This is a genomic window from Labilibaculum sp. DW002 (genome assembly GCF_029029525.1).
Taxonomy (GTDB): Bacteria; Bacteroidota; Bacteroidia; order Bacteroidales; family Marinifilaceae; genus Paralabilibaculum; species Paralabilibaculum antarcticum.
Genome location: NZ_JAKJSC010000001.1, coordinates 336,878 through 354,011, shown reverse-complemented (window position 1 = coordinate 354,011; position 17,134 = coordinate 336,878). Strand labels below are relative to the sequence as shown.

Sequence of the window (17,134 nt, the reverse complement as noted above, 5' to 3'; positions counted from 1 at the left end):
ATTTATATTTGAAAATTAATAATTTTACTTTCGTCAAGATTAGTTCTAACCTTGGTCTCATGTTTGTGATATACGATACTATTCGACTCTACACTCGAAGTCAGCCAAACATTACCACCAATAATGCTATTTCTTCCAATCACAGTTTCACCACCTAAAATGGTCGTGTTTGAATAAATAATTACATTGTCCTCAACAGTTGGATGTCTTTTCTTTTTAGCCAGGCTCTTTTTGACTTGCAAGGCACCGAGAGTAACACCTTGGTATATCTTAACATTATTTTTAATAATGGCAGATTCCCCAATAACAACCCCGGTTCCATGATCAATAAAGAATGATTCCCCAATCGTAGCACCAGGATGGATATCAATACCCGTTTTGGTATGTGAATATTCACTCATTAAACGTGGAATAATAGGGACGTTTAAGTGGTAAAGGACATTGCTTAATCGGTAAACCATAATTGCAAAAAAGCCTGGGTAGGCTATAATTACCTCTCCAATATTTTGGGCTGCTGGATCAAATTTTTGTATGGCCTCCGCATCCTTTAGTAAAGCACGATATACAACAGGTAAACTTTTCATAAAATCATGCGTAACTTTTTCCAATGGTGCGTCTAACTCACTTTTCACTGGAAGAAGTAATAATTTTAATAGAGAATCTAACTGATATAGAAGAGCTTCTTGCTCACAACTACTTTTTGATCTTCTTGCATTAATTGGGAAAAGGGTATTCATAGCTTCTTCTACAAACCGATGTGCTAAATCTCTTCCTGGCATATCGAGTTCAGAATTTTTTCTGGAAGTTTGTAATTCTTCCATAACTTTAGTTAAGTAAGTCATTGCTAAATAAAATTTTATACAGGATTAAATATTGTTAATACTTGATCTATTCAAAATATTAACAAAGGCAAACGCTAATTATACTGTGGAGATGATAGATTTACTAACAACAACAGCAAGGCATAGAACAGCAACAACAAATTTGATTGTTGTTAAAGTTTATCGCAATAGATTTTTGGGAATAAATAGAGGTAGGAGACTTTTGATCACATACATGTAGCATATCCGATGAGAATCGAATCTGATTAGTTGTATTTTTATATGTGAATGTTCTTACCATTTAGAAGTTTCTTACCACAAATCTAAAAAAAAAAATCTAATTAGGAGTTATGGGTCTTATTATTTCTGTTAAAAAAATGTTATTTAATTCTTTCTGAAAAATGGCAGCAATAAATCTAATTTGTTATTTTTATTATATAAAGTAATCTAAAACAATAATTATGAATCAATCTGGATATAAATGCCCGAAGTGTGGAAATCAAAATTATGAAGCGGATGAATTTAGAGCAACAGGTGGTGTTTTTTCAAAGATATTTGATATTCAGAATAAAAAATTTACCACAGTTAGTTGCACAAGATGTTCATATACTGAAATTTATAAAGCAAGTAGTAGTCAGCTTGGAAATATATTTGATTTCTTTACAAACTAATAAAATGAATAGATATTTAACGATATAATTTATTCACTCATGAAAAAGAAATTGCTATTTGTTTGTTTAGGTAACATTTGTCGCTCTCCAAGTGCAGAAGCTGTAATGAATGCTTACCTTAGAATAAACCAATTAGATACCGAATTTGAATGTGATTCGGCAGGAACGGGTGGTTGGCATGCTGGTCACCCTGCAGATAGTCGAATGCAACGACATGCTATAAAAAGAGATTATAATTTAACGAGTATCGCAAGACAATTTAATCCAAAAAATGATTTTGATGAATTTGATTTGATTTTTGGGATGGATGAACAAAATGTAAGCGATCTTAAATCTTTTGCACGAAACTCAGATGATTTAAATAAGATTAAATCTATGACAGCCTATTGCTCTCGCTTTGTCAATTACAATTCAGTACCAGATCCATATTATGGAGGAGCAAATGGATTTGAACTAGTTTTAGATATCTTAGAAGATGCTTGTGAAGGTCTACTTAAAGAATTAACATGAGGATAGAAGGCGTTTTTTCCAAAATTGAAGATTTGATTGGCCAAAAAATTACTGGCTTTAAATCAATTTCTGGTGGGAGTATTGCAACTTCAAATCAAATACGATTTGAGGATGGAAAATATGCCTTTTTAAAAACAAATCCTTATGATGATACAATGTTCTTTAAGGAGGCAAATGGCTTAAAGGAAATTCATAAAACTGAATGCATTAGAGCCCCTAAGGTATTATTGGTAGACTCAGATTTATTACTTCTTGAGTTTATAGAAGAAGGGCGCAAAGACAAGGATTTTTTCAGTCGTTTTGGTTTTCAAATGGCAAACCTGCATAGGAAAACCTCTAGTAAATTTGGCTTTAAGGAGAATAATTTCATAGGTGCGACTCCTCAAACTAATATTGCCATAAAAACAGAGGCAACCAATTGGTGTGATTTTTATTATAACAAAAGGCTATTATATCAATATGAACTTGCAGAGAGTAATGGTCTGGTTGGAAATGAATTAAAAAATGGATTTCTAATTCTGGAAAGTCGTATTGAAGAAATATTAGAAGGAAGCGAGGAAAAACCGAGCTTATTGCATGGTGATTTATGGAGTGGAAATTTTTTATGTGACCAACAATCTAATCCATGTATTATGGATCCTGCAGTATATTATGGGCATCGAGAAGCCGATTTAGCAATGACTAAATTGTTTGGTGGTTTTCCAGATGAATTTTATCGTGCTTATCAAAAAGAGAATCCCTTGCCCCAAGGATTTGATTATCGTGAAAATATATATTTGTTATATCACGTACTAAACCATCTTAATTTATTTGGCAACAGTTATTATGGACAAGCTGTTAGATTGGTATGGTCCTATCTTCATTAGCTAAAATAAATCCATAATATTTCGCTCGCCCCAATAAAAGTGCACATAAGAGGCAACAACATTGTTCTTTCTAAATAAAATTGTGTCCATTTTTTTATTTCTTGCAGAATAAATCTCACCAATAGAAAATTCATTCTCAGCTTCCATTAGGTTTGAGTAATGAAATTCATGCCCAAAATACTCTTGATTATCTACAATGACTTTGCGATAGCCCAGTTTTAATTTCATATTCTCCATGCTTGCTTTTTGTTTTAAAATTCCAAGCATTGGATACGAACCACCCTTTGAATCAATAATTTCATCACATAAATACATCATTCCTCCACATTCAGCTAATACTTTGCCTCCATTTTCGCAATAAGTACTTATCGCCTCTCGCATTTTAACATTAGCACTTAATTGTTTCAGATAGAGTTCAGGATAACCGCCAGCTAAGTATAAAAAATCAGTTTCTGGTAATTCTTCATCCTGCAAAGGAGAAAAGTAGCTCACTTCTCCAAGCTGGTTTAGGGCAGATAAATTTTCATGGTAAGTGAAATTAAAAGCTTCATCTTTAGCCACCGTTATTTTCAGATTGCCTTTTGTTTTAGGGGTAGTTTGTAATTGTTTTTGAAATGGAGTAGAGCATATTTCTAACAATTTTTCAATATCTACAGTTTTAGAAATGTGCGATGCTATTTTTTCTATAATAGAATCGTATTGTGTAGCGTCTGTGATTTGCAATCCTAGATGTCTTGATGGTAAGTTTACTCCTTCATTTCTAGGAACATAACCTAAAGGTGTTACGCCAACATCTTCGCAAGCATCTTTTAAAAATTGATAATGAGATTCACTATTAACAAAATTGAAAATTACTCCCGCAATTTTAATTCCAGGATAGAAATTTTTAAATCCATAAAGTAATGGTGCAACAGAATAGGCAGTTGCCTTAGCATTCACGACTAATATTATTGGAATATCAAGTAATTCTGCAATTTGTGCAGAACTTCCTTCCATTTTCTTCGCGCCATCAAATAAGCCCATTACGCCCTCCACAACAGACGCTTCACTATCCGTGCTATATTTGTTGTAAATATTTGAAACGTGCTCTGAACTGCTCATAAACGTGTCCAAATTAATTGATACGTTGCCTGCAGCCCAAGCATGATGTTTTGTATCCAAATAATCAGGACCACATTTAAATGGCTGCACATGCATACCTTTATTTTTAAGATAACGTAACAGCCCCTGTGTGATAGTTGTCTTACCAGATCCACTCGATGGAGCGGCTATTAAAAATTGAGGTTTTTGATTCATTTCAATGAAAACTTATAACTTATCTGTATTGATACAGACAAATCACGATGAATATAGAAGTAATAAATTGTTTAAGGGAGAAAGAAATCTTGAGCAAGTGATTCAATAACTTTGTACGAAATAAGTTTGCCTTTCGAATGATATTCTTCCATTCTTACTAGGCCTACATTTATAGAATACCATTCATATACCTTGGTTTTCTTTTTCTTTATTCCACTATATGTAATTTTGTCAGTTGATATTTTATAGCAATTAAAAGTGCCAGCAGGAGTGCTAATGTTTTCGATAGCATCTACTTTGCGATTAACCAAAAGAACATTCATCGACATAAGTACTGATCCTGTTCCTCTCAAAATACTAGCTTCGCAAGTTGCTTCTGGTAACATCTGACCTATTTTTGGCTTTATTGGTATTGCTACACTATCCGAAGAAATTTTTATTACCATTCGTTGGTAAGAATCTAGTTCTATTGGATTTAAATAGCGTTCTGACCCAACGTAAAACACAGAATCCTTACTAACCAACCTAAAATATTGGTAAAATGTATTTTGTTTTCTTGTGGTGATTTCAGATTCTATATTGTACTGAATAAGTCTATTTTGTTTAGACTTACCTACCAACTGCCAAACCTCGGTGTATTCTCTTCTATCCTTCGCATCATACGAAACGTATTTTATCTTAAAATTCCTCTTGGACGGAAGATAGGTATTATCTCTTTGTGCAAAAGAAGAAAATGAAATGGATAATAATATAAGTATAGTGTAGAATATTCTCATAGACAGCTGTTAATGGCTTATATAGTCGTTTTCAGTACTTAAAATTACATATAATCCTTTAAGTTGGAAACAATATTTTACATATTTCGTTAGAAATTTAAAAATCAATATAAATAAGAGTTAGTGCTATCAAGAAAGATAGAATATTTTTATCTTTCGCAAACAACCAAAAATATACTCAACCTGCATTTCTAATCATCTTTAAATTATTCAAATGAATAGATTATTTTTTGCAGTAAGTTTACTAATACTATCAAACAGCTTTACCGCCTGCAGTAAAAGTGAAGAAGATCTTCCATCTACAATTGACGAGAACAAAGTAGAGCTACAGGAAATCTTAAAACTAGTAAATGAAATAAGGGCTTCAGGGACAAGCTGTGGTTCTACTTATTATCCTTCAGTAGATCCGTTATTATGGAATGAGAAACTTGAAAGAGCAGCATTAAAGCACAGTCAAGACATGTTTGATCAAAACTACTTTAGTCATACTTCTCTTAATGGTAATAGTTTTTCAGATAGAATTGAGCAGGAAGATTATCTTTATTTGTCAATAGGTGAAAATATTGCCAATGGTTATTCGAGTGAAGAAAGTGTAATAAATGGCTGGCTAAATAGTCAAGGACATTGTGCCAATATAATGAATCCGAAATATACAGAAATGGGAGTGGGGAGAGTTGGGAATTATTGGACTCAGGATTTTGGAAAGCCTAAGAAATAAAAAACCACCCCAAGCGTTAATCAGGGTGGCTTTTATATGTTTGTTTGAAAAGATTTAAGTTGTGTCTTAACTTAAATTAATTGAGCTGTACTCAGATTATTCTGAAACAACTTCGAAAGCGATATCTACTTTCACTTCTTTATGAAGTTTTACTGTAGCAGTGTATTTACCGATTTCTTTAACAGCATCTTTGATTGCGATAACTTTTCTGTCAATCTCAAATCCTTGTGCAGTTAATGCTTCAGCAATTTGAATGTTGTTTACAGAACCGAAAATCTTACCTGTAGTACTAGTTTTAGCACCTAAAGTAATTGTAACAGCTTCAAGTTTCTTAGCAAGCTCAAGAGCTTCGTTCTTGATTTTTTCCTGCTTATGAGCACTTTGTCTCATATTTTCAGCGTGCATTTTCTTAGCAGACTCAGTCGCTAGAATAGCAGCACCAGTAGGAATCAAGTAATTTCTTCCGTAACCGTTCTTAACAGTTACGATATCGTTTTTATACCCTAAAGTATGGATATCTTGTTTTAAGATTACTTCCATTTCGTTTCCTCCTTCTTTAAAAGATTATTTCATCATGTCAGTTACGTAAGGTAGAAGAGCTAGGTGACGAGCACGCTTAACTGCAGTAGCTACCTTTCTTTGATATTTTAAAGAAGTACCAGTGATACGACGTGGTAAAATCTTTCCTTGTTCGTTTAAGAACTTTTTCAAAAACTCAGGATCTTTATAATCGATGAATTTAATCTTGTTCTTCTTGAAACGACAATACTTTTTCTTTTTGATCTCTACAGTTGGTGGAGTCAAATATCTGATTTCTGATTGATTTTGTGCCATGACTATTTCTCCTCTTTAGATGCTTTAAGGTTTCCTTTTCTTTTAATTGAATACTCGTATGCGTATTTATCAAGTTTGAAAGTTAAGAAACGGATGATTTTCTCGTCACGTCTGTAGTTAAGTTCCAATTTCTCGATAGTATCGCCTGGAGCTTCAAATTGAAGCAATTGGTAAAAACCAGTGCTTTTCTTTTGAATAGGATAAGCCAATTTGCGCAGTCCCCAATTCTCCTCATTAGTGATCTTACCACCATTCTCGATGATAAGAGCCTTGAATTTTTCTGCCGCTTCCTTTACCTGAGCTTCAGATAAAACGGGAGTTACAATGAAAACGGTCTCGTAATGATTCAACATAATTTAAAATTGTTTAATTAATAAACTAGTTACTAATAGTTTTACTAAGCCGCAAAAGTAATCAATCTTTTTTTAATATTTCAAGAATACTAGGGGTTAATTGTATTCTGCTTTGCATTTGTGAATTTGAGTCTTCACAATAATAGACAGGTTTGAATCAAATTCTACCTTGTTAGCTATAACTTTTTTTTGTATCTTATAAATAAAGATGAACCAAACTCAGAGCTATGAAGGACAGGATGATAACATTAGCAACCTATAGCTACTCCAGAGCACAGTTGCTTAAAAGCTGATTAGAATCAGAAGGTATACAATGTTTTCTGAAAAATTTAAATTTAATTCAATCTGCAGTTGGAGGCGGAGTAAAGTTAAGAATTAAAGAGGAAGATTTACAAGCAGCCTTACAAATTATAGAAGAATTAGATTTAAGCTATGCACAAGAAGAATTCGAGAAAGCATTTCCTCAACAAAAAATAGAAGTAAACAGAATCTTAGTGCCAGTTGATTTCTCTGATTTTTCGCCACGAATATGTGAGTATGCGATGGGAATTGCAAAGAAGTTTAATGCAGATATATTACTTTTCCATACCTATTTCGCATCAGCAATAGAAACCGTGCCATTCTCGGATAGTTATACATACAATGCAACAGTTGTTGAAGTTCTATCGGAAGTGGAAAAGAATGCAAAAGCAAGAATTAAAGAGCTTTACTATGATATTCGGAATAAATTAGAACTTGAAAAAATAGAAGGGATAGAAGTTGATTATGCACTTAGTGGTGGCACTGCATCATCCGAAATATTAAATATGTGCACAACATATAAACCGGATTTAGTGATCATGGGAAGCCGTGGTGAAACTGCAGGTACAACAAACTTGTTGGGTAGTGTTGTTTCAAATGTTATTGAAGAAGCGGAAGTTCCTATGCTAATTTTATCTGACCAGGGAGAAAATATCGATTTGGAGGATATTAATAATATCATGTATGCAACAGACTTTGATAAAGCAGATTTTAAAGCAATTGCCAATTTAAAGTACATTACCAAACCATACAATATGAAAATTCATTGTGTTCATTTTGAAGATCTTTCTGAAGATGATCCAATTGAAAAACATCAAATGGAGTTGTTGAAAAAATACTTACAAAGAACTTTAGGTGAGTCTGATGTGCATTGTGAGATCAAGCATATGGAAGAAAAGATGAAAGGAATTGAACAATACATACAGGATAATGATATTGGAATGGTTGCTATTCTAGCCCGAAAACACAATTTACTTGAACGTTTGTTTTTCGGTCAAATGTCAAGAAAACTATTTATTAAAACGCACATTCCAATTCTGGTATTTCATTAAAATAAAAAAGACGCATGAAAATGCGTCTTTTTTTTTATGCTATAATTCCCCTTTTAAAACGGGTTCATTTCCATCTTCTAAACTGGTGATTTTCACCTTGTAAAAAGTATTCTTTCGAATATTTTTCCCCGTAAATTCAACTGGAATATAATGTTCTCCATATCCCTTACCAATCTCGTCATTACACTTTTCAACTAAAACAGTTTGCTCTTTTCCGACAAAGCTTTTTCTGTATTCTAACTTTGTTGCTTCGGATAAATTACGAAGAATTTCACTTCTTTTTGTTTTAATTCTTTCATCGATTTGATCAGGCATTCTCTCTGCTCTTGTACCTTTTCTAATTGAATATTTGAAGGTATGAACATGTCCAAAATTCATTTCTTTTATTGCAGAACATGTAGCACTAAAATCATCATCACTTTCATTTGGAAACCCAATAATAATATCCGTTGTGATATTAAAATCTGGTCTGTAACCTCTTACTTTATCAACGATTTCCTTAAATCTTTTTGCCGTGTACATTCTTCTCATTTGTAGTAGAACCGATTCAGATCCACTTTGCAAACACAAATGCAGGTGTGGTGTCATTTTAGGATGACTTAATAAACCTAAAAATTTATCGCCAAAACCATCTGGTTCAATTGATGATATTCGAAGCCGGAAATCACCATCTAAATTCAATATTTTTTCAATTAAATCATCAAACTTATAGTCTTCAAAATCATATCGACCAATGTTAACACCAGTAATCACAATTTCTTTGGCCCCTTGTGCAATCACCTCTTTAATATTCGATAAAATATCTTCAACTGGTCTACTTGTTGCTCTACCTCTAACAGAAGGAATAATACAAAAAGTGCAAAAATTATCGCAGCCATCTTGAATTTTTATCATACTTCTCGTATGAAATCCTTTCTCTGTAGAGCCATAGGAGAAGAGGTCCGCATTTAATTTGGATGGATGAATAATTTCACCTTCGAAATGAGCTTCCACAAGAGAATAAACCGAAGTTTTCTGATCATTTTCAACTACATAGTTGATTTCCTCACGATTCTCTAGTTCCTCTTTTGCATTGTTTGCCATGCATCCAGTTACCACAAGAACTGAATCTGCGTTACGTTTATTGGCTTGATTAATAAAATTTCTTGACTTGTGATCGCTCTGATGAGTTACGGTACAAGAATTTATAACATACACATCTGCCGACTCGTCAAAGGGGACAAGATGATAGCCTTTTGTTTGAAATTGAGATGCTAATGCATCAGTTTCATATTGATTTAGTCTACAACCTAAGGTCTTAAACGCAACTTTTTTCACACTACACCTTCTTTAATAGTTATCATTTCTCCTTCAACTGAAAAATTAGCAGCTGAAGTAATCTTCACGTCAACAAACTGACCAATAAGGCTTTCATCTGTAGATAAGAACCGAACATTTATACGTCCTTCTGTTAATCCAGCTAAATATCCATCATGCTTAGCCGTTCCCTTAACAAGTACCTTAAATACCTTATCAAGCATTGTAGAATTGTAATTCTTCGAATGAATTTTCAGATCTTCGGTTAAAATATGATGCCTGCTTTTCTTTATATCCAAACTAACATCATCAAACCACCTGTGGCTTAAAGCACCAGGGCGAGGAGAGTACATCGCTATATAAGCCATATTGTACTTAAATTCCTCCATCGCTTTTCGAGTATTTTCGAACTGCTCATTGGTCTCACCTGTAAAGCCAACAATAATATCGGTAAACAGGGTTGCTTCAGGAATTAAGCGTTTAATGGTCGAAACGGATTGACGGTATTTTTCAAGTCCATGCTTACGGTTCATGGCAATTAAAAGCTTATCGTCGCCAGATTGTAATGGCAAGTGAATTTGCTTAGCCAGACACTTGTATTGCGCAATAACTTCAATCACTTCATCGGTCATATCACGAGGGTGAGGCGAAGTAAAATAAAGCCAAAATTCGGTTTTCAAATCATCTCCTAAATTTCCAATTTGCCTTAATAATTCTGGAAAATCAATCTCATCTCCTTTTTTATCTAAACCATAGGAATTCACGTTTTGACCTAATAAGGTAATTGATTTATATCCTCTTTCAACCAATGACCTAACTTCATTGACAATCTCAACTGAAGGACGAGAAACTTCACGACCTCTGGTATAGGGTACAGCACAGAATGAGCAAAATTTATCGCAACCATTCTGTATTGGCACAAAAGCTTCAAAATCGGAAGTATGATCAGGTTTTACATTCCAAAATTCCGAAATATTATCGTTTTGAGCGTCAAAACCTTTCTGTACACCATTAGCTGTCGTAATTCCATACTGATGGATCATCTCAGGCAAGTTTGGTAAATCTTTCATCTGAAAGATAATATCGAAAAGCTTTAGAAATTTCTCGTGATCAGAAGGTAGTACACAGCCAGAAACAAAGGTGATTAGGTTGGAACGGTTCTTCCATTTATTCCATTTTGATATTTTAGAATAAACCTTATCAATAGCATTCTGACGCACTGAACAGGCCAAAATCCCAATTAAATTAGCTTCTGTTTCGTCTTCAGTATAGGTGTAACCCATTTGTTCAATCACGGTTCTAACGCGCTCTCCGTCAGAAGCGTTCATTTGACAACCTAATGATATAAGATGATATTTCATTTTTTATATCTCTTAAAAATAAACTTCGGTATGGATAGGACCTAGTTTGATACCTTGTTTTTCAAGAATATCATAGGCCTCGTAAATCATATGACAATTGCCGCAAAGATAACAGATTGTATCAGGTGAGACAGGGTTTTTCAGAAGATATTCTGTTACGCGACCGTTAAAATCCCCAGTATTTTCACCTGAAGTACATAAAACATATCGATTTGAGTCGTAAGATTCCTTTTCGTAAGCTTCCTCTTTGTGGCGAATCCCATGTAGAAGGGTGTAATCCATTTCCGGATGTGTGTGTATAAAGCTATGGATAGGAGAAATACCTGTACCTGTGCTTATAAACATGAATTTCTTATTTTTAATTTCGGATTCCTCAAGAGAAAAATGACCAAATGGCCCATCAACATCAAGGTAATCTCCAACTTTACATCGTCTAAGTTTTTTTGAAACCAAACCTTTGTCCACTTCTTTAATTAGCACCTCTAAAAAATTACTATTTTCAGAACTGTATATTGAGTATTCTCTACGATCAATGCTACCACTAAACCCCAGTGTTATATATTGTCCTGTTTTAAATGTGAAATCTTTTTTCTCCATTTTTATAATGTAAGTAGAAGAAGTTAGGTTTCGTACTTCAATGACTTTATGTGATCTCATTCTTTATTTTAAATTCTGTTTACGCTTCCACTATCAAACTGAAATAATCATGATGATTTCCTATGTGGAATGATTACAAATAAGCGAATACAAAAAAAGACAAAAACATCCGAATAAACAAGAGGATATGCTGCTTAAGCCACCTTTTTATAAAAAATGATAGAGAAATGTGTTTTTTCATCGAAAAACAGTCTATTTTCTCTAGATTAAAACAGATCTTAACCTTAAATATCATAAGCTTAATGCATGATTATGCGGTAATTAAGCTGTATTTTAAGGATAATTAAATGCTTGAGAATTTAATATTTTATTTGTGTCTGTGCTATGGTAGGCAATACTTTACGTATATCGCTTAAAGTTTGAAATTCAATTTTGTGAGTTTGATCACATTCTGGAATTAAGCAAAAAACAGTTCTCCAAAATTAACATTTGGATTTTCATTTTTCGAAAATTCAGGAATTTCAATTATTGGACAATCAAATCCATATTTATCCAAATACGATCTAAACACCTTAATTGAATCTTCTAAGATAAATTTACTGTTAGCAGGATAGCGATTATAAATTAATCCTTTGATTGGAATATTTCTCTGCTTCGCCACTTCAAGACTGAGAAGGGTATGATTAATACTTCCCAATTTTGAAGATGTAATTAAAATGGTAGGATATTTTTTTTCCTCTAAAAAATCAAGAAGAGAATAATCCATGGTAATCGGCACATGCATTCCACCAACTCCTTCTAGCAATAAATAATCATATTGACTTTCAAGTATTTTAGTGGATTTATTTATTTTTTCCACTTCAATTACTTGATTTTGCATTTGTGCAGCCAAATGTGGAGAAGCTGGATAATCAAATACATATGGACAAGTAATTCCCTTTTTATCAACTTCTTGAATTTCAATTCCCATTATTTCACGGTGCATTAGAATGTCTTCTGATATTCCTTTGCAACCTGTTTGTGCAAATTTTTGGGTAATTACTGATTTTTCTAGTTCTAATAAATATTTAGCCATCAATCCGGTAGCAAATGTTTTTCCTGTATCGGTATCGATTCCCGCAATAAAATATGTTGGCATTTTTATTTCAACTTTTTTGGTTTAGCAATAAAATATAATGGTTGATAGGTGAGTGGAACACCCAAATCCATACCAAATAAATCCTGATAATCTTCTTCAAATTTTCTTAAATCGCTTTTTGTCCATGCTTTACCAGGTATTCCATTTACACCTGTTTGTTTCATATGACTAAGAACTCCAAGCGGGGTAGCAAAATATCTAGTAATATTCTCGCGATCGCTCCAAAGAATATCAAACTTATCGGATAACAATTTTTCATGCTTTCCAAAGGACAAATAATTTAAGCCTTTACCATTAACCTCTCTAATTTCTCTATAATTATCTGGACCAAAGGTGCTGAACACCAAATATCCATTCGGATTCAGGATATTATGGATTTTGCCTAGAAATTCATCTAAATTATTGAACCATTGAAATGTAGAGCTGGAGATAACTAAATCTACAGCCTTTGGTAATTGCAATGACTCAATATCACCAGGTAGAAAATTGATATTCGGACTAATATCATTTAAAATTGAAGCATATTCTTCAACAATATCATTCGCATAATAAGTTTCAGCATTAAAATGTTGAAAATATTTCTCAGTTAAAACTGCTGGGCCACAGCCAATTTCAAGTACTTTCGAAAATTTAACTGCAGGTTGATGCGACAGCTCATTTATTAATCTGGATGCAATAGCCTCCTGAACAATAGCGTGTTTTCGGTAGGTTTCGATACTCTTCACAAAACCTTTTTGAACCTGATCTTTATTAATTTGCTGATGTTTCACCTTTACTCTCTCTCATTAAATCATCCCACGAATCCCATTCGTAAAAACAAAAGTGTGGCATACCATCTTTTTGTATAAGGTTCTTATGCTCACCCCAACTATTCATTAAATTTTCAAATGGAAATATTAAATCTTTATTTCCCAAAATAACTGTTTGGTATACATTCCATTCAATGAAATGATTTTGGATAACCTCCTGTAATATAATTAGTTCTTCTTTTTGCTCATCAATATTTCGTTTTGGCATTCGGTTTTTAAAGAGGTCAAAATTATCTTTCCCTCCACACATGCGAAGCCAAAATTTCTCTATGCTTTTTTCGTTCAATCCATCAATAGTTCCCTGAAATATCGCTGGAGGAATACCTTTTAAATTATCTATTGGATGTAAACTACCATTAATAGCTATTGTGCTAGTAAAAAGCTCTTTCCACTGATTATAGACTAAGTTTCCAACGAAAACACCTAGTGACCATGAAATTAAATGTACTTCCTGATAATTCTCAAAAAGTCTTTCAATTTCTTTCGGCAATAGAATATCTCTATAGTCATAACACATCAAAACATCATAATCGTTTGATTGCATGGACTGAAATGGATTAGCATCACATCCCCAACCATTCATAAATACGATACACTTATCTTTAGTTGATTTATGTAACCATTCAATTTTCATCACAATAGGTTTTTATCAAATTTGGTAAATCTTTTAACTCATCCCAATCCATATCCGCACACACAGATATCCTTAACCTAGCAGAATTTACAGGAACTGCAGGTGGTCTAATTGGAAATGTTAAAAAACCTTTTTTTTGCAAATATTCAGCTAAATTAACGCATTTTTGACTGTCTCCAACAAGAACAGGAATAATATTTGAACTTCCCATTGTTTGTATATTCAACTCTTTTAATGCATTTCTTAATTGAGTTGATATGCCTTGTAAATGTTCTCGTTCCATTCGCATTTTCACGATGGTCCTTAACATGATATGATTCCAATTCACGACAATAGGAGGTAAAGATGTTGTGAAAATAAGAGAGCGCATTTTATTGATCAAATAATCTTTAAGTACTTCATGGCAAACGACATATGCACCAATAGAGTTCATAGCTTTACCAAAAGTTCCAACTAGCAAATCGATTTCATCGAGACAATTTTTCTCTTCAGATAAGCCAAGACCTTTATCTCCTCTAACACCAAGTGCATGAGCTTCATCAATGTATAAAAAACAATCAAACTGTTTTTTAATTTCAATCAGTTTTTCAAGATCTGCAAGGTCACCATCCATACTAAATACAGATTCACTAACAATAAAAACACGATTGTAGTCTTTGCGTTTTTTTTCAAGAATCTGAGTTAGATGTTGATAATCAGCATGTCTAAAACGCATACATTCAGCACTGCACAATCGCATTCCATCTATAATACTTGCATGATTAAGCTTATCTGATAAAATTAAATCATCCTTTTCTGTTAAAGCAGGTAAAATTCCAATATTGGCATGATAACCCGAATTGAAAAATAGGGAAGGGCGACCATATAATTTTTCTAATTCAGATTCAAGCCACTCATATTCAACAAAATTACCAGTAAGTAGTCGAGAAGAACCAGAGCCAAATGCATTTCCTTTTGGTCTCGGAATATTCTTTTTGCTGATACCTAAATAATCATTTGAAGATAAATTCACATGATAATCACTCGAAGAAATCCTCTTCAAAGAGCGAAGATTACCTGAATTCTTCAGTACGCCTAATTCGTTACTATATTTGCTTAATTTTTGATCCATTTTCATTTATTGCAATGATACGACTTTAACCAAAGCTTCGCAAAGTTCGGTCAAATCCTTTTCTGAAATTACAAACGGAGGCATAATGTAAACCAATTTACCGAAAGGTCTAACCCAAACTCCATGATCTACAAATTGTCTCTGAATCGAGGCCATTTTTACTGGCTCATTCATTTCGATAACTCCAATAGCACCAAGAATTCTAACATCCTTGACCTGTTTTAATTCTTTTGCCTTAGAAAGATGAGTAATTAACTGTTTTTCAATTGCATTTACTTTTTCTTTCCATCCTGAATCTAACAATAAGTTTAAACTTGCCACACCAACAGAACATGCTAAAGGATTTCCCATAAAAGTAGGTCCATGCATAAAACAACCAGGACTACCTTCTGAAATACCATCAGCAATTTTCTTTGAAGCAAGTGTTGCCGCAAAGCTAAGGTAGCCTCCTGTAATTGCTTTTCCAACACACATTATATCAGGATTAATGTTTGCATGTTCACAAGCGAAAAATTTGCCTGTTCTACCAAAACCAGTCGCGATTTCGTCGAGAATAAGCAGAACCTTATACTCATCACAAGCCCTTCGCAGTTCGAGTAGGTATTGAGGGTGATAGAATTTCATTCCTCCAGCACCCTGAACAATAGGCTCTAAGATAACTGCAGCCAGTTCTTCATGGTGCTTTTCAAGCATATTTTGCATCGATTCAAAATCTGAAGAGTTCCAAGCCTCATGAAAGCCGCCTTTTGGTGAATCTGCAAAATAATTTACAGGTAAAACACCTTTAAATATCTCATGCATTCCAGTTACAGGATCACAAACCGACATGGCATTAAATGTGTCTCCATGATATCCAGAACGGATGCTTAAGAATTTATTCTTTTTCTTTTCTCCTGTTGTAAACCAATATTGAAGTGCCATTTTCATTGCTACTTCAACAGAAACAGATCCAGAATCACTAAAAAAGACTTTTTCCATATTTTTTGGACTTAAGTCGATTAACAATTTGGCTAAATCAATTGCTGGTTGATGTGTTATGCCACCAAACATTACGTGCGACATATTCTGCAACTGATCCTGAATGGCTTTATTCAATACAGGATGATTATATCCATGTACAGCACACCACCACGAAGACATACCATCAATAATTTCGGTATCATTATCAAGTTTTAATCTAACACCATTCGCTGATTTTACAGGAAATACAGGAAGAGGATCGTGCATAGATGTATATGGATGCCAAATGTGTTCTTTATCAAAAAGAAGATCGCTTGGCTTAAATTGTTCCGACATAAGTCAAATTTCAAATTAATTCTTGGTAAAACTAGGATTAATCCGTTGAAAGAAGCCAATTACGGGGTATTTTTACAACATATATAACACAAAACGGATTGTTACCAATTCGTTAAAAATAGCTGTACCTCTTGTTTTTATTGCAATTTAATATAAATTGCTGCAAACTTAGAAACAAGAACATGAAAACAAAGCAAATTGCCATTTTAGTGAGTTTTATACTTGCTTTTAGCGTCAATACATTGGCGCAAAAAATTTATAATCCTTCGGCTAATGCAAAAAATGATATTGCAAAAGCATTACTTCAGGCGAAGCAGGAAGGAAAACATGTAATGCTACAAGTAGGAGGGAATTGGTGTCCATGGTGCATTAAATTGCATAAATACCTTAATTCAAATCCAGAAATAAATACCTTATTAAAAGATAACTATATATTTCTGGAGGTTAATTACAGTAAGGAAAATAAAAATTTAGATGCGCTCGCCGAACTTGATTATCCTCAACGCTTTGGTTTTCCAGTAATGGTTATTTTAAATGGAGATGGAGAAAGAATTCATACGCAAAACACGGGAAATCTGGAGGAATCAAAAGCATATGATTTCAAAAAAGTGAAATCATTCCTTTACAATTGGCGCCCTGATGCCTTAAATCCTGATCATTACAAATAAATAATAAAGGTAAAAAGTTGAATTTTA

At 33.4% G+C, this 17,134-nt stretch carries 20 protein-coding genes; 6 read left to right on the top strand and 14 right to left on the bottom strand.

What is annotated here, in order from left to right; all coding sequences use genetic code 11:
• Positions 1–2 precede the first annotated feature (2 nt).
• On the bottom strand, positions 3–842 hold the full coding sequence (gene epsC, locus L3049_RS01540) for a serine O-acetyltransferase EpsC (protein ID WP_275108012.1): 840 nt from the start codon (positions 840–842) through the stop codon (positions 3–5).
• 440 nt (positions 843–1,282) lie between these two features.
• Here epsC and L3049_RS01535 point away from each other — a divergent pair, with 440 nt between their 5' ends.
• From L3049_RS01535 to L3049_RS01525, 3 genes are read left to right on the top strand one after another with little or no spacing between them, the layout of a single operon-like run.
• Positions 1,283–1,492: a zinc ribbon domain-containing protein gene (locus L3049_RS01535; protein WP_275108011.1), complete on the top strand. Its 210-nt coding sequence runs from the start codon at positions 1,283–1,285 to the stop codon at positions 1,490–1,492.
• A 39-nt stretch (positions 1,493–1,531) separates the two neighbouring features.
• Positions 1,532–2,002: a low molecular weight protein-tyrosine-phosphatase gene (locus L3049_RS01530; RefSeq protein WP_275108010.1), complete on the top strand. Its 471-nt coding sequence runs from the start codon at positions 1,532–1,534 to the stop codon at positions 2,000–2,002.
• Entirely contained in the window at positions 1,999–2,868 is an 870-nt protein-coding gene (locus L3049_RS01525) for a fructosamine kinase family protein (RefSeq protein ID WP_275108009.1), read from the top strand. The genes L3049_RS01530 and L3049_RS01525 overlap by 4 nt, the downstream gene beginning before the upstream one ends.
• Here L3049_RS01525 and L3049_RS01520 read toward each other — a convergent pair whose 3' ends face one another.
• On the bottom strand, positions 2,869–4,164 hold the full coding sequence (locus L3049_RS01520) for a cobyrinic acid a,c-diamide synthase CobB (protein WP_275108008.1): 1,296 nt from the start codon (positions 4,162–4,164) through the stop codon (positions 2,869–2,871).
• A 71-nt stretch (positions 4,165–4,235) separates the two neighbouring features.
• Positions 4,236–4,940 (bottom strand): TapB family protein, encoded by a 705-nt coding sequence (locus tag L3049_RS01515; RefSeq protein WP_275108007.1) that lies wholly within the window; start codon positions 4,938–4,940, stop codon positions 4,236–4,238.
• A gap of 214 nt (positions 4,941–5,154) precedes the next feature.
• Between L3049_RS01515 and L3049_RS01510 the strand changes: the two genes are divergently transcribed.
• A complete protein-coding gene (locus tag L3049_RS01510; RefSeq protein ID WP_275108006.1) occupies positions 5,155–5,658 on the top strand; it encodes a CAP domain-containing protein in 504 nt (167 codons plus the stop codon).
• A gap of 96 nt (positions 5,659–5,754) precedes the next feature.
• Here the strand turns inward: L3049_RS01510 and rplI are convergent, their stop codons facing one another.
• The 3 genes from rplI to rpsF are packed head-to-tail and all read right to left on the bottom strand — an operon-like array spanning position 5,755 to position 6,845.
• A complete protein-coding gene (gene rplI, locus L3049_RS01505; RefSeq protein ID WP_275108005.1) occupies positions 5,755–6,198 on the bottom strand; it encodes a 50S ribosomal protein L9 in 444 nt (147 codons plus the stop codon).
• 24 nt (positions 6,199–6,222) lie between these two features.
• Entirely contained in the window at positions 6,223–6,492 is a 270-nt protein-coding gene (gene rpsR / locus L3049_RS01500; protein ID WP_129254426.1) for a 30S ribosomal protein S18, read from the bottom strand.
• Positions 6,493–6,494: 2 nt separating this feature from the next.
• Positions 6,495–6,845: a 30S ribosomal protein S6 gene (rpsF, locus tag L3049_RS01495; protein ID WP_275108004.1), complete on the bottom strand. Its 351-nt coding sequence runs from the start codon at positions 6,843–6,845 to the stop codon at positions 6,495–6,497.
• Positions 6,846–7,339: 494 nt separating this feature from the next.
• Here rpsF and L3049_RS01490 point away from each other — a divergent pair, with 494 nt between their 5' ends.
• Positions 7,340–8,197: a universal stress protein gene (locus L3049_RS01490; RefSeq protein WP_275108003.1), complete on the top strand. Its 858-nt coding sequence runs from the start codon at positions 7,340–7,342 to the stop codon at positions 8,195–8,197.
• A gap of 39 nt (positions 8,198–8,236) precedes the next feature.
• Here the strand turns inward: L3049_RS01490 and mtaB are convergent, their stop codons facing one another.
• From mtaB to bioA, 8 genes are all read right to left on the bottom strand, one after another.
• A complete protein-coding gene (gene mtaB, locus L3049_RS01485; RefSeq protein ID WP_275108002.1) occupies positions 8,237–9,514 on the bottom strand; it encodes a tRNA (N(6)-L-threonylcarbamoyladenosine(37)-C(2))-methylthiotransferase MtaB in 1,278 nt (425 codons plus the stop codon).
• Complete coding sequence (miaB, locus tag L3049_RS01480) at positions 9,511–10,854, bottom strand: tRNA (N6-isopentenyl adenosine(37)-C2)-methylthiotransferase MiaB (protein ID WP_275108001.1); 1,344 nt, start codon at positions 10,852–10,854, stop codon at positions 9,511–9,513. Before miaB ends, mtaB begins: the two co-directional genes overlap by 4 nt.
• A 12-nt stretch (positions 10,855–10,866) precedes the next feature.
• The gene (locus tag L3049_RS01475; protein ID WP_275108000.1) at positions 10,867–11,511 is read right to left on the bottom strand and encodes a ferredoxin--NADP reductase; all 645 of its coding nucleotides are present in this window, start codon (positions 11,509–11,511) and stop codon (positions 10,867–10,869) included.
• A 397-nt stretch (positions 11,512–11,908) separates the two neighbouring features.
• Positions 11,909–12,589, bottom strand: coding sequence for a dethiobiotin synthase (gene bioD / locus L3049_RS01470; protein WP_275107999.1), 681 nt, complete (start codon positions 12,587–12,589; stop codon positions 11,909–11,911).
• A gap of 2 nt (positions 12,590–12,591) precedes the next feature.
• Entirely contained in the window at positions 12,592–13,359 is a 768-nt protein-coding gene (bioC, locus tag L3049_RS01465) for a malonyl-ACP O-methyltransferase BioC (protein WP_275107998.1), read from the bottom strand.
• Positions 13,340–14,032, bottom strand: a complete 693-nt coding sequence (locus L3049_RS01460; RefSeq protein ID WP_275107997.1) for a DUF452 family protein — start codon at positions 14,030–14,032, stop codon at positions 13,340–13,342. The genes bioC and L3049_RS01460 overlap by 20 nt, the downstream gene beginning before the upstream one ends.
• Positions 14,022–15,143, bottom strand: coding sequence for an aminotransferase class I/II-fold pyridoxal phosphate-dependent enzyme (locus tag L3049_RS01455; RefSeq protein WP_275107996.1), 1,122 nt, complete (start codon positions 15,141–15,143; stop codon positions 14,022–14,024). The genes L3049_RS01460 and L3049_RS01455 overlap by 11 nt, the downstream gene beginning before the upstream one ends.
• 6 nt (positions 15,144–15,149) lie before the next feature.
• Positions 15,150–16,439: an adenosylmethionine--8-amino-7-oxononanoate transaminase gene (bioA, locus tag L3049_RS01450; protein WP_275107995.1), complete on the bottom strand. Its 1,290-nt coding sequence runs from the start codon at positions 16,437–16,439 to the stop codon at positions 15,150–15,152.
• A gap of 182 nt (positions 16,440–16,621) precedes the next feature.
• Between bioA and L3049_RS01445 the strand changes: the two genes are divergently transcribed.
• Entirely contained in the window at positions 16,622–17,107 is a 486-nt protein-coding gene (locus L3049_RS01445) for a thioredoxin family protein (protein ID WP_275107994.1), read from the top strand.
• Positions 17,108–17,134: the final 27 nt, after the last annotated feature.

Bases quoted from the DNA above. Each gene is read 5' to 3' on its own strand.
- epsC (WP_275108012.1), bottom strand. From the start codon at position 842: ATGACTTACTTAACTAAAGTTATGGAAGAATTACAAACTTCCAGAAAA.
- L3049_RS01535 (WP_275108011.1), top strand. From the start codon at position 1,283: ATGAATCAATCTGGATATAAATGCCCGAAGTGTGGAAATCAAAATTAT.
- L3049_RS01530 (WP_275108010.1), top strand. From the start codon at position 1,532: ATGAAAAAGAAATTGCTATTTGTTTGTTTAGGTAACATTTGTCGCTCT.
- L3049_RS01525 (WP_275108009.1), top strand. From the start codon at position 1,999: ATGAGGATAGAAGGCGTTTTTTCCAAAATTGAAGATTTGATTGGCCAA.
- L3049_RS01520 (WP_275108008.1), bottom strand. From the start codon at position 4,164: ATGAATCAAAAACCTCAATTTTTAATAGCCGCTCCATCGAGTGGATCT.
- L3049_RS01515 (WP_275108007.1), bottom strand. From the start codon at position 4,940: ATGAGAATATTCTACACTATACTTATATTATTATCCATTTCATTTTCT.
- L3049_RS01510 (WP_275108006.1), top strand. From the start codon at position 5,155: ATGAATAGATTATTTTTTGCAGTAAGTTTACTAATACTATCAAACAGC.
- rplI (WP_275108005.1), bottom strand. From the start codon at position 6,198: ATGGAAGTAATCTTAAAACAAGATATCCATACTTTAGGGTATAAAAAC.
- rpsR (WP_129254426.1), bottom strand. From the start codon at position 6,492: ATGGCACAAAATCAATCAGAAATCAGATATTTGACTCCACCAACTGTA.
- rpsF (WP_275108004.1), bottom strand. From the start codon at position 6,845: ATGTTGAATCATTACGAGACCGTTTTCATTGTAACTCCCGTTTTATCT.
- miaB (WP_275108001.1), bottom strand. From the start codon at position 10,854: ATGAAATATCATCTTATATCATTAGGTTGTCAAATGAACGCTTCTGAC.
- L3049_RS01475 (WP_275108000.1), bottom strand. From the start codon at position 11,511: ATGAGATCACATAAAGTCATTGAAGTACGAAACCTAACTTCTTCTACT.
- bioD (WP_275107999.1), bottom strand. From the start codon at position 12,589: ATGCCAACATATTTTATTGCGGGAATCGATACCGATACAGGAAAAACA.
- L3049_RS01460 (WP_275107997.1), bottom strand. From the start codon at position 14,032: ATGAAAATTGAATGGTTACATAAATCAACTAAAGATAAGTGTATCGTA.
- L3049_RS01455 (WP_275107996.1), bottom strand. From the start codon at position 15,143: ATGGATCAAAAATTAAGCAAATATAGTAACGAATTAGGCGTACTGAAG.
- bioA (WP_275107995.1), bottom strand. From the start codon at position 16,439: ATGTCGGAACAATTTAAGCCAAGCGATCTTCTTTTTGATAAAGAACAC.
- L3049_RS01445 (WP_275107994.1), top strand. From the start codon at position 16,622: ATGAAAACAAAGCAAATTGCCATTTTAGTGAGTTTTATACTTGCTTTT.